Annotated in this window: 9 protein-coding genes; 2 read left to right on the forward strand and 7 right to left on the reverse strand. The window is 42.1% G+C overall.

The genetic code is table 11. The features are described 5' to 3' along the window. Positions 1–254: 254 nt before the first annotated feature. A complete protein-coding gene (locus J4861_RS02895) occupies positions 255–695 on the forward strand; it encodes an HU family DNA-binding protein (protein ID WP_211815720.1) in 441 nt (146 codons plus the stop codon). Between the two features lie 232 nt (positions 696–927). Here J4861_RS02895 and J4861_RS02900 read toward each other — a convergent pair whose 3' ends face one another. The 5 genes from J4861_RS02900 to J4861_RS02920 are packed head-to-tail and all read right to left on the reverse strand — an operon-like array spanning position 928 to position 7,975. Then, positions 928–2,412, reverse strand: coding sequence for a DUF4091 domain-containing protein (locus J4861_RS02900; RefSeq protein WP_428842162.1), 1,485 nt, complete (start codon positions 2,410–2,412; stop codon positions 928–930). Continuing rightward, positions 2,409–3,803, reverse strand: a complete 1,395-nt coding sequence (locus tag J4861_RS02905; RefSeq protein WP_211815722.1) for a sialidase family protein — start codon at positions 3,801–3,803, stop codon at positions 2,409–2,411. The genes J4861_RS02900 and J4861_RS02905 overlap by 4 nt, the downstream gene beginning before the upstream one ends. Positions 3,804–3,827: 24 nt before the next feature. Beyond that, positions 3,828–5,816 carry a glucosamine-6-phosphate deaminase gene (locus J4861_RS02910; protein WP_211815723.1) on the reverse strand — a complete coding sequence of 663 codons (1,989 nt, stop codon included), beginning with the start codon at positions 5,814–5,816 and terminating at the stop codon, positions 3,828–3,830. Further along, a complete protein-coding gene (gene nagB / locus J4861_RS02915) occupies positions 5,816–6,604 on the reverse strand; it encodes a glucosamine-6-phosphate deaminase (protein ID WP_211815724.1) in 789 nt (262 codons plus the stop codon). Before nagB ends, J4861_RS02910 begins: the two co-directional genes overlap by 1 nt. A 54-nt stretch (positions 6,605–6,658) precedes the next feature. After that, complete coding sequence (locus J4861_RS02920; RefSeq protein ID WP_211815725.1) at positions 6,659–7,975, reverse strand: MFS transporter; 1,317 nt, start codon at positions 7,973–7,975, stop codon at positions 6,659–6,661. 256 nt (positions 7,976–8,231) lie between these two features. Here J4861_RS02920 and J4861_RS02925 point away from each other — a divergent pair, with 256 nt between their 5' ends. Next, positions 8,232–9,776, forward strand: coding sequence for an alpha-L-fucosidase (locus J4861_RS02925; protein WP_211815726.1), 1,545 nt, complete (start codon positions 8,232–8,234; stop codon positions 9,774–9,776). A gap of 168 nt (positions 9,777–9,944) precedes the next feature. On the opposite strand, the gene J4861_RS02930 is transcribed toward J4861_RS02925, so the two are convergent. Continuing rightward, entirely contained in the window at positions 9,945–11,177 is a 1,233-nt protein-coding gene (locus J4861_RS02930) for an IS4 family transposase (protein ID WP_211815727.1), read from the reverse strand. A 307-nt stretch (positions 11,178–11,484) separates the two neighbouring features. Then, positions 11,485–13,134 (reverse strand): hypothetical protein, encoded by a 1,650-nt coding sequence (locus J4861_RS02935; protein ID WP_211815728.1) that lies wholly within the window; start codon positions 13,132–13,134, stop codon positions 11,485–11,487. Positions 13,135–13,136 lie beyond the last annotated feature (2 nt).

Consider the following 13,136-nt stretch of genomic DNA (forward strand, 5'->3'; position numbering starts at 1 on the left):
CAGCGGCGCTCACCGCATTCAGCAGCAGCGCTCACCGCATCTAACGGCACGTAGATACGCATTGCGCAGCAAGGGGATACGTATCTGGCAGGAAGAGGATACTGAAAGGAGGAAAGAAGAAACGATGAAAGGGAGGAAATAAACCAAGAAAATAGAATGGGGCAGCATGAAGATGTATGAAGAAAGCTGCAGAGGCGTGCTGCCCTACGCTATGATAATAAGAATCTAATGTATAACTTTAAACACGAAGAATTATGAAAATTCGTTTAGTACCAAAGAAAAATCCGCAGAAGCGGGAAGAAGTAAAGTTTTATGCTAACCCTGTTAACCTTGGGCATAAGTCGCTCGACGATATTGCGCGTGACATTGCGGGGCGTTCGTCCTTGACACGTGGTGATGTGTCGAACGTGTTGTATAACTTTATCGATTGCTTGCCCCATTATCTCCGTGATGGTTTCAGCATTCAGTTGGGCGAGTTTGGCTCGATGCGTGTCACACTGTCAAGCAAAGGGGCAGAAACTGAAAAAGCTTTTAAGACTGAGACGATTAAGCCGCGTGTGGTCTTCACACCCGGAACAGAATTGAAGCGTGAGCTTTCTGCAAACTCCTACGAATCGGTGAGAAAGACAGAAGAGGCAGGGAAAGAGAAAAAGGAAAAGAAAGAAGAAAATGGACCTGTACCAGACACCGTCTAACCCTCACTAAATGCGAAAGTTTTGGGGTTAACAGAACAGATTTGAAAACAAACTCGGTTTTGAAAGATTCTGAATTAATTTTTATTCATGTTTTTAGAGATATGCCCTTGATGTGATATCAATAGCAATACTTTTTAATTTATTAATTTAATTTTCGTTTTCTTGCCCCTGTCACCACTCTTGGTGTAATGGGGCAAGTTTTTTGTTTACAATTATCATCAACGTGTAAAGTTTACTTATTGAGTAGTGACTCAATCTTATATATACTTTCTCTCAATTCAACGTCGTTTGGTGTCGGATTTTTGAATTGAGAAAGGGTGTCTTCTAACAGCTGCAAGGCTTTCTGATTCCTTTTTTGCTTGTACTCCTTGCGTAATGTCTCAATCTTTGCAACGTTTTGTACACCTCTTATTATATGTTCAAACCGGCGGCTTGAGTGGTTTCCTGGATATACGATGTAGGTGTCGCCTGGTGTGAACAACTTAAAGCGACTGTCATACATAGGATTATCAGTCCAATTCATCCATGCCCAGCGAAGGAAGCCATTGAAGCCATTAGCAAGGCAATAGAGTGGGAGGTAGGTTGCTTCAATTGGTTCGTTGTTGCTACCCACATTTGGCATTGCATCGGGACAAGCCGTGTAGGAGGTGCTAATCCAACCTTTCGAATTCCTCAAAGCAAGGTCTTCTGGCGTAAACTGCTGCTTCCAAGCAATACAATAATCATAGATTTTATCGACAAGTTCTTTGTGATAGTTTCCTGCCAATGATATCTTGATACCCGGTGCTGCCTCCTGTGCAATTCGATAGGCATCTTGCATAGCATCGAGGGTACGTTCGTCCATCGCTATGACGGTTCTGTCAAACCAACCTTTCTCCTTCTGATGGGCAGCAAAGGAGCGTAGGAATGGAATCCATAAGTCGCTGTATTCTTTGCTGTCTGTCGTCGTTTTTAGTTCCTTATAACTTTTTGATGCTTCATCATAATAGGTGAAAGTCATGTCCCAAGGCACCATTGAAAAACAATTGATATCTCCATCGATCCCACAAGAGTCGAGGAACGAAATCCAACGGTCGAAGGCTGTATAGTCATACGAACATGTTCCGTCTGCTTTTCGTGTCGTCTCGATCATCGCATCGAACTTATCATTGCTCTGTACGCCCCAAGGTTCGTAGAAGAGGATAGCTGAAGCATTGCGTTGTCCAGCACGTGCAAGCAACTGCATATAAGGACGGAGGATATCAAGATGCGCTTGACTCCAAGGAGCTACGCCATAATATCTACTAACAGCGTAGGGTTGTTGCCAGAAATTGAGGTGGAAGTTATCAGAGAGTGTGAGCTTGCGATTGAGTATTTTTATAGTGAATGGTATGGTGCTGATAGTCTTACCGTCTTGCTGTAGCAATAAATTTAATTTGTAGGACCCTGCCTTAATGTTCTGAGGAATCTCAATTGTGCACCATGCAGACTTGCCATACATTGAGTCGTCAGCCTTTATGCTATCATCCCCAATGATATCGGGCATGAGCCATGTCTGTAAGGAGTCAGGGTGATTACCACAGTTTTGGAAGTCATCGGTGATAACGGCAGAAAGAAAATGAGCTGTAGCAGTCGACAGGAGTCGATTGCTACAGCTCATTGATAGTTTTAAGTTGCCCTTTACCACCTCTGGTAATGGGAACTCAAGTCCGATACGTTCGCCTTTCCAGGCTGTTATTTCTTTCTTTTCACTTGCTTTTTTTTTACTGCAAGTGGTGCTTTGGTCTGATGTGCCTTAGCAGCATCGACCATGTACTTAGAACGATCAACGTAAGGAAGAATATCATATTCTCCATTAGTAATCGCCTTCAATGACAGACTCTTGAACTCAATGTCATAGCCGTCATTCTGTCCGCGTACTTCATAGAGGAAGCCGATGCGCTGGTTCTTCATAAGTACCATTGTTGAGTAGCATGAAGACTCGTCGGTTACGCGCAGACCTTTCTTCCAGTTGCTACCTAATGCATGGGCAGTAGAGTAGTCAGCATAAGATGCTAACTCCTTATAAAAGAAACCTACACTATCACGTCGTGCGCTGAGTGGAACTGACTGAAGGGCTACAAAAAGCTTCTTGCCGTCAGCAACTCGCTTTGCAGGAACAATCAAAATACCACCATTGCAGGCATTTACCTGCTTGCCAGTCATATTCTGTGGCATAACTTCCTCGCCCCAGCTACCTGTTGCCTTCGCTGCATCTTTGTAAGTAAAGATATTAAAGCGTCTGCCTCCGTAAACGTCACGGCAGCTCAGTAATACGCTACCATCAGGCATTTCCTCAACTTTTGACTCGTCCTGTGCAATAGAAGGAGCCTTTGAAGGAGTACCTAAGACGTGCCATGTGCTACCGAAATCGTCAGAATAGATAACGAAAGTACCGCAACGGTCAACACCTTTCTGACGGATAGGATGTGCGATGTAAAGGCGATAGAACTTGCCATTACGGATGTAACGGCTCTGCATAATCTTACCTGATGTGAGGAAGATACCATCTGGGTTGCCACCATTAGGCAGCTTTCCATCGTAGAGACCATGAATCATCTCGGTAAGGTCTGTTCCATTGTCCCATGTCTTACCACCATCAGTACTGTGGAAGAAGTAAGCGTGCTGTGGGTTCTGACGAGTTGCAGTCTGATAAGCACTCTTACCTGCTACACAGTGAAGTAATACATTATCTGACGTACGGTCAGCAATGATACTTGGGTCACCGAAAGCAGTACGAATTGGGTCAGCTGCATGTTCGTTACCGTGCGCTACGCAAACAGTGTCAGACCAGGTCTTACCAAAGTCCTTACTCGTTCGCATAACAATGTTAATCTGCCACAAACCATTTCTGTTGTTCCATCCCACGTCGGTATGACTGAGGCGGAAGTCGCAAGCTGCTAACAGTGTCCCCTTACGTGTCTCGGTAATAGCTGGGATACGATAAGGAACAGGGCTGTTAGCTCTATCAAAAACGATGGTGGTAAAACCATCATCGTTCTTGATATTATTGCTCTTCTCTGTTCCTACTGCACCTACCTGTAAGAGTGAGGCGCAGAGGGAAACAGTTAATAAGATCTTCTTATACATTAATTCTTGTTTGTCTTATAAGTACTAAAACTTGTATTCAACAAATGCTTCCATTGCCTCGTAGCAAGCCAATCCTAAGTCATCATAGAGTTTAGCTGTACCACGGTTGCGGTCTTCTGAACGCTGCCAGAAGAGACGTTCGTCGTTGCCAAGGAATGGCGCACTTTCCATCTGGCTCTGGTGTTTGAGGATAGAGTTACGCTTTGCACGCAGCTCCTCAGGGCTGATAGGAACACACATCTCGATGTTCTCAATTTCCCATTCTGCCCAAGCACCACGATACATCCACACACGACAATCCTTCAACCACTCTGCCTTAGCTTCTTTCTCAAGGTCGATAGCAGCCAAAACGGCATCTGTACACTTACGGTGAGTGCCATGTGGGTCAGCCAAGTCACCAGCTACATAAATCTGATGAGGTTTTACCTTTGTAATGAGTTCTCTTACAATATTCACGTCAGCTTCGCCCATTGGGAGTTTCTCAATCTTACCAGACTCATAGAAAGGAAGGTCGAGGAAGTGAACATGGTCGAGAGGAATCTGATTGAAAGTTGAAGCAGTACGTGCCTCACCACGACGGATAAGTCCCTTAATGGTACGGATATCCTGTGAGTCTATGTCTCCTTCCTTCTTGTTCTTCAAGAATTCCTTAATCTCTTTGTACTTAGACTTAATAACCTCATCTTGCTCATTAGCAAAGAGTTGATTGAAACCATTGATGAAGTGCATGAAACGTACAACCTCCTCATCACCTACAGCAATGTTACCAGATGTCTCGTAAGCTACGTGAACGTCATGTCCCTGCTGTACCAAACGACGAAGTGTACCACCCATTGAGATAACATCATCGTCAGGGTGTGGAGAGAATACAATCACTCTCTTTGGGAATGGTTTAGCACGTTCTGGACGATAGGTGTCGTCAGCATCAGGTTTACCACCTGGCCAACCTGTAATTGTATGCTGGAGATCATTGAAGATCTTGATATTTGCATTGTATGCAGAACCATAGAGTGCAAGGAGTTCGCTAAGGCCATTCTCATTATAGTCCTTGTTGGTCAACTTGAGAAGTGGCTTACCTGTAATCTGGCAAAGCCAAACAAGTGCAGAGCGTACTAACTTATCTGTCCATTTGCATGAAGCAACAAGCCAAGGATGCTGAATACGTGTCAACTTAGCGGCTGCAGAGAGGTCAATAACAACATGTGCGTCGTTATGTGTCTGCAAGAAAGATGCTGGAATAGCATCACTTACTTTACCCTCAACAGTCTTCTTGATAATTTCAGCTTTCTCTTCACCCCATGCTGTAAGGAAGATCTTACGTGCAGAGAGGATAGTGCTAACACCCATAGTGATAGAACATGGAGGAACTGACTCCTGAGAACCGAAGCTCATCTTCATCTCCTCACGTGATGTCTCATCAATCAAGATAAGGCGAGAAGCAGAGGTAATGCTTGACCCTGGTTCGTTGGTAGCGATATTACCCATACGGCCAATTCCCAAAAGGATAACATCAAGACCACCTAACTCCTTAATATGTTGCTCGTACTGACGGCAATGCTCCTGTACGTCATTCTGAGCAATAGTACCATCTGGCGTAAAGATGTTCTCTACATCAATATCAATATGATTCAAGAAACGCTCTTTGAGCTGGTTGATACCACGATTTACGTTTTCTTCACTCAGTGGGAAGTACTCGTATGCATTGAAGACAACAACATTCTTGAAACTCAACTTACCAGCTTGATGACGCTTGATAAGCTCGTGGAAGATAGGAGTGAGGGAAGAACCAGAGCCAACGCCCATAACATACTTTCTTCCTTCCTGCTCTCTCTTCTTGATGTCTGCCTCAAGATGGTTGGCAATGTCGATAGCTCCTTCTTCAATAGTTGGGAAGATATCAGTAGGAACCTTCTCAAAACGTGTTATCTCAGAGCGTTCGATAGCTGTTGCAGGACGATAAAACTCCTCAGGTATTTGATTGAGTACAATCTGTGAACTTAAATTCAGTTTCATTACAAGTTCTCCTTTTCTATGTCTTTAAAGTATTTGTATGTTTCTACTGTTAGCTTGTCTGTTGCACTTTCATCACAAACGATGATACCGTGCTCGTGCATCTGTAAAGCACTGATTGTCCACTTCTGTGTGAGTGGACCTTCTACAACAGCACGCAAAGCTTCTGCCTTGTTGTGACCATTTACAAGTATCAACACTTCCTTAGCATCCATTACTGTACCAACACCTACTGTCAGTGCATGTACAGGAACCTTATTTGGGTCATTGTCAAAGAAACGTGAGTTTGCAATACGTGTATCTGAAGTCAATGTCTTGATACGAGTGCGTGAACGGAGAGATGAACCTGGTTCGTTGAAAGCGATGTGACCATCAGGACCGATACCACCCAAGAAGAGGTCGATACCACCTGCCTCACGAATCATCTCCTCATAATGCTGACACTCTGCCTCGAGGTTCTCTGCATTACCATTCAAGATATGAATGTTCTCCTTTGGACAGTCGATGTGGTTAAAGAGATTCTCAGCCATAAAGCTGTGATAGCTCTGTGGGTGACTCTCTGGCAAACCAACATACTCATCCATGTTGAATGTAACAACATTCTTAAAGCTTACCCTACCTTCTTTATAAGCCTTTACCAACTCAGCATACATACCTTCTGGTGAAGAACCAGTTGGCAAACCGAGTACAAAAGGCTTGTCTTGATTCTTAGCAGCATTAATACGCTCAATCACGTAGTTTGCTGCCCATTTAGATAACTTTTCGTAGTTAGGTTCTATGATTAATCTCATAATCTTTGGTTTTAATTATTATGTTTTGGTTTATTATGTTATAAAATACTTTTCTTATGCTTCAAGTTTTTCTTTCTTCGTATCATCTGTATAGGTGAATGGGACAAACCATGTAACCAACAGTGCTGGAATAGTACATACCAATACGAAGATAAAGAATTGGCGATAACCCAAGAAATCGCTGAAAACACCACTCAACATACCTGGTAACATTACGCCCAAGTTCATAATACCACTTGCGAAAGCGTAGTGTGCCATCTGGTGTTTACCAGGTGCAATCTGTTGCATCATAAAGAGGGATAGTCCAACAAAGCCGAAGCCATAGCCGAAATATTCCATTACGATAGCACCGCCAATCAACCAAAGGCTCTCTGGTTGATAGATTGCTAAGAATGTATAGGCTATGAATGGGATATTGAAAACCAATGCAAGTGAAAAGAGACTCTTTTGCAATCCTCTCCATGCAATGTAATAGCCTGCAAGGATAGAACCGATAACAAAGGCAGCAGCACCAAAAGTACCATAGCAAAGTCCAATCTCTTGTTCACTCAATCCTAAACCTTGGTCGGCACGTGATGCCTTGAGGAAGAGAGGAACAATCTTCATTACAAATCCTTCAGCAAAGCGATAGAGAATGATGAAGAAGATATAATATACAATGTGTTTCTTCTTGAAAAAGTCGATAAATACCTCAACAAGTTCACCTAACGATTCTTTTAATGTTTTAGGAGAATCAGTTGTAGTCTTCTTTGGATTTGGGAGTATAATGATGTGGTAACAGCCTATCACTAACATGATTGTAGCGATAATAAACATGATAAACATCCATGCCTTTGTTACTCCGAAATGTTCAATAAACGTACCTGCAAGGTAGACTAATCCTCCAGTCGCAGCAATCTTTGCAATGTTATAGAAAGCTCCTTGCCAACCAATCCATCGTGCTTGCTCTTCGTTTGAGAGTACAGACATATAGGTTCCGTCTGCAGCAATGTCATGTGTAGCACCACTCATCGCGATAACAGCAAGTATCGCTATTGTGACGGGGAAGAAGAAAGGAAGATGAAGGGCAAAGGCTACTAATGCAAAAAGCACACCTGTAATCAACTGTGTCAATACAACAAAGAACTTCTTTGTCTTATAAATTTCTAAGAACGGGCTCCATAACGGTTTTAAGGTCCAAGGAAGCATGATGAGGGAGGTCCAAAAGGCTATCTGTTTATCAGATACCCCCATTCCTTTATACATTAGTGTACAAACCATATTGAGTACGACGAAAGGCATACCCATGGCAAAATAAAGCGTAGGAACCCATGTTGCTGGACTATGCAGCATCTTGTTTTCCTCTTTTAGGTTCTTAGGGTTTAGACTCATTTTCTTTATATAGGATTTCTAAAGAAAGTAACAGTTAAAGAGAGGTTTTTACTTATCAAAAAGGTTTTATTTAACTTTAATTTACCAATGCAGTGAATCTCTTACTTTGAAAACCGCACTTCTTTGAATTCTTACTATTGTATATATAACGCTTATAAATGTGTTTTATTGTGAACGTATTTGGTTTTCTCGACGAAAATATTTAAATTTGCCGTAGAATATTAAAATTACATTTATAAATCATTACCTAATAATTATGTGGCTGAATTCTTATTCCCATTTTTTTAAGGCAACGATAGCTTGTACAAGCTTATTATTCTCGCCGGTAGTTCTTCCAACGCTTCATGCTCAGGAGCAGAACGTTGTAATAATTAATCCGACAGATTCTCCTGCGGAAATTGTTCATAAGGCAGCAAATGTTGTTCCTTCTGCTCGTCAGTTTAATTGGCAGCGTCAGGAACTTACTGCTTTCTTGCATTATGGTATAAACACCTATACTGGTAGAGAGTGGGGTGATGGTAAGGAGTCACCAGCTATCTTCAATCCTACTGACCTTGATGCTGATCAGTGGATACGTGAGTTGAAGGCAGCAGGCTTTAAGTGTGCTATCCTTACTTGTAAGCACCATGATGGTTTCTGTTTGTGGCCATCGGCTTATACAGAACATAGTGTTAAGAACTCTCCATGGAAGAACGGTAAAGGTGATGTTGTACGTGAGGTGAGCGATGCCTGCAAGAAGTATGGTATGGACTTTGGTGTCTATCTCTCTCCTTGGGATCGTAATTCAGATCTTTATGGAACTGAAGCTTATAACGACTTCTTTGTTAAACAGTTGACTGAATTGCTTACACAATATGGTAAGGTAAGTGAAGTGTGGTTTGATGGTGCTTGTGGTGAAGGACCAAATGGTAAGAAGCAGGTGTATGACTTCGTACGTTGGTATGAACTTATTCGTAAGTTACAGCCAGAGGCAGTGATAGCTGTCATGGGACCTGATGTTCGTTGGGTTGGTACAGAGACTGGTCGTGGTCGTGAGATGGAATGGAGTGTTGTTCCAAAGGACAATCTTGATCAGGAAGCTATTGCAAAGAACTCACAGAAGGAAGTACTGACTGCACCTGTTGGTGATATGATGGGGCAAGACCTTGGTAGTCGTAAGAAGATTGAAAAGGCAAAGTCACTTATTTGGTATCCAGCTGAGATTGACGTATCTATCCGTCCGGGATGGTTCTATCATGAGGATCAGGATAGCAAGGTGAAGTCGCCAAAGGAACTGATGGATATCTATTTCACATCTGTCGGAATGAATGGTGTACTCCTCTTGAATCTTCCTCCTAATAAGGAAGGTAAACTTTCTGAGGCTGATATAAGAAGTCTTCGTGGTTTCCGCCAGTTGTATGCAAATACCTTCACTGATAATCTCTTGGCAAAGGCAAAGGTTACTTGTGTGCTTTCAGAGGGTAAGGGTCGCAATGTTATTGACGATAATTATGACACTTCTGTACGTCCAAAGATGAAGGATGGTAAGGCTGTATTCTCATTCAAACTGAATAAACCTGCCACCTTTAATGTCCTTTCTGTGCAAGAGGATATCCGTAAGGGACAGCGTGTGGAGAAGTTCTCACTCGAAGTAAAGGATGCTAAGGGCAACTGGAAGAAAGTAACAGAGGGTACGACCGTTGGTCATAAGCGTTTGTTGAAGTTCCCTGTCGAGACTGCTAAGGAGGTGCGCCTTATCATCAGCGAGGTTCGTGCAGTGCCAACAATCTCTGAAATTGGTTTATACCGATTAAGAGATTAAACTATTATTCTTTGGCTTATTGCAATAAGTTATATAAAAAAGGACGCACAGTTTGTGCATCCTTTTTTATATTATTGCTGTCCGATAAAACCTCCATATACTGCAATATCCTCTCTCAATCCTGCTGAAATAGGCATGATTAGTTCTAATTTCAAATTCCAAGCCCCCCTAGAATAATGACAACTCTTCTGGTGGGGCTTTTACTTGGGTAATCAATCTATCCCAGTCTCTATGTGGCTGCTCAAAGAAACTCTGTATTGAGACATAACTCATAAGTAGAATTCTTATCATTGTTGCCAAGCCTGAGAAGCTCCAAGGTCTCTTTATTTTGTTCTTCACTAGGGTTATAAGCAGATTGGCTATAAGCGTAATCCATATTTGTATTTTTATAGCATTCGCACTCTCTCCATAGAAGTATCTTAGCGGGAAATTCTGTTTTATTTGTTTAAATAAGGTTTCTATTTGCCATCGTCTCTTATAGATAGCTATAATATCTTCTGCCGACATCTGAAAATCATTGGTCAGCAGTGATATTAATCTGATTTTCCCTTTCTTGGTCTTATCCTGATATGTGATTTTTCTTGCTTTATGGTAGATATCTTTTTCCTTTGTATGCTTATGGAAGAGAATGGTTTCTACGCGTACAGCTCCATAATCTGTAGTCATCTGGTAATCTGTATCAGCAATCCTTTCAAAGCTAAGATTATTTTTCATCTTAGTTACATATATAACGCCTCTTTGCGTCAGTTCAGAGAACTTTTCATAGTTTATATAGGCTCGGTCAAAAGCAATCAGTTCCTCATTGGCATATCGTTCTGGGATAAGTGCAAACTGATCATGACTAGCTGCAGATGTGAACTTGATATCGCTTGGAACATTCTCATTGGCAAATATCACTGTATGTACTTTTATTCCACCCTTCTTCTTGCCAGTTTTGGGATTACGTCCTACACCTTTAAAGACTAGGTTAGAAAACAGACTTATTGTCGTAGAATCTATTATTTGTAGATTCTTCAGCCATTTGGGCTGTCCACTATTTGGGCTGTCCGAGTAAAGCTCATGGCGGTATTTCTCATATAGGTTCATATAGATCGAACCGAATATCTCGGAATCTCGACGTTTGTTTGCATCTGATAAGGTACTTCGACAAGGAAAATGCTTTAAACCAAGATGATTAAAGCGATTAACATTAGCAAAGAGAGAGGCTTTTATCTCACGCAGAGAGTCTAAACGCAGCATTACGGCATAAAGCATGACAACAAGATGATGCCATGCATCAAACTTCTTTATATAGTGTTCACCTCCCTGAGCTTGGCTCAGAGAGAGAATTTTATCACGATTAAAATAGTTTAACAGTTGAACATATAGTGGCTGTCCGATAAAATGTGTACTTTTGTTCATCTTATTTCATTGTTTTATTTTGACAACTACAAAGGAAATAAGAAGGGCTGAATGTACAAAACAATCAGCCCGTTTTTTTATTATTCTGAATTAATAAGATATGAACGCAAAAGTTTTATCGGACACCAATATTTTTATATAACTTGCATTAAGGTCTTTTTCACCGTTTTATCGGTTTCGGCCGCGGCCGACGAGTTATTTTCGTTAGTTTTACACTCCTATAGGTTCACAAACCTTTTTATTGTCCATTTTTCCGATTGATAGGAAAGAACCACCAAAGACTATCTTCGGCTTTCCTATGGAATGACTATTCAAAGAATGGGCCTGAGCCTGTCTGACCGTTTTTGAAAGGTGCAGCTATGATGCCCGACCTACGGTCACTACCAAAGTCGTGCATATCAAGGTAATCTTTACTGATAGACATATGCCAGGCGTGTGTGCTCCCTCCTGTTGGTGCAGCTGTTGAAGACCAGTAGCCACCATTTCTACCACATTCTTGAAATGCTCCGTTATTATACGAGCCAAGAGCAGGTAAGTAGAAATAGTCAGCTTGTTCGGCAGCATCAGGAAGAGTTTTTTTGGGAACTGTATAATATGGGGTGGTCATTATGATAATTGTATGGGTACGCATATCAACACCAGCTACTCCTTTTGTTTTCATGTAGGCCGTAGTAACATGTTGATCAGCTGCAATTCTGGAGAGTTTCTTTAACCACACGCCGCCTTTGTAAAGATGACCCATTGTTGCCCATAGTTCATCAGTATCCCAACGAGGGTCACCTGCACGAGTATACCAAGACATTTCATTAGCACTTAGCAGCGTCTGAAAGAGAGGCGTTGTAGCGTCCTGTGGGTTGCTGGGATCGCAAACCACCTCGTTATACCAGCGAGGGTCAGTATTGTTTTGTGGATAATTGGGATTCGATTGATACCAAAGTTTCGGCTGCCAGGGGTCAGAAGAGTCCCATTCATGGCCTGCCCAATAGTTCTGCTGGGCATCCCACATGTAATATTGGTGACCGTCGTAGCTACGAATATTAAGATCAGCTATCATGTCGTAATAGGTGTTCTTTACATAATTAAAAGAACTGAGCACCTTTGTAATGGTTCCCTCTATGTTATTGACTACATCTTTCACCCAATAGCGGATTCTAAGTTTATGTGTACCTGGTTTGATAACCATGTAGGCGCCATTGGTTGTAAGGTCAGCAGCGCTGTTGGTCAATGGGAAACCATCGACGTAAGTACCGCTTCCCTTTGTGGTAAGGATAATCTGTTTGTGATTAGTAGAAGACCATGGTGTTCCACCTGTCAGTTTGTTCGTTGTGAAATCAAATGTATAGGTGTCAGTAATATCATTGTTAGAGGTAACTTCTATCTTTGTCAGATAGCAATTACGAAGAACGGCGTTGCTCGTGTAAGGTTGGAAGACGAGATAGGCAGCCTGATGATCGAGCTTGAAGCTGAATGTTTTTCCGCCGACGGTTCCTGTTGCGTCAGCCGTTCCACAGTCGCCCGACTCACCCAAGTGGGCTGTAGTATTTGGTACAGTCTGCGTCTGGGCAGCTAGAATGGTCACTTCATTTTGATTTCCGTTCTTGCCAGGATAAAAAACCTTATAGGATGCTTGTTCCGTGAACTTACCTGGTACCATGAAACTAAAAGAGGCTGTCTTTGTGGTAGGAGCGTTACTGCTCTTCTGCCACATGTAGTTGTCATCCTTTACATAGATATGGTCACCAGATTCCCAATAGAAAGCACCAGTGTTGTAGTCTAGTGAAGTGCGAGTGTTTGGATCTGTACCTGTTGTAAACGTAGTCAGGTTCTTGTCGTTGTCGGCATCTGTGTCTGTTGTTTTCTGCGTTATGTCCTCATTGGCACAAGAACCCAGCACCAGCATAAAACTGCAAAGGGCTATGAGCGACATCAGATGCGCCCTAAATAAATCTTTTTTCATTT

Origin of the sequence: Prevotella melaninogenica, from assembly GCF_018127925.1 — a bacterium.
Classification (GTDB): Bacteria; Bacteroidota; Bacteroidia; order Bacteroidales; family Bacteroidaceae; genus Prevotella; species Prevotella melaninogenica_C.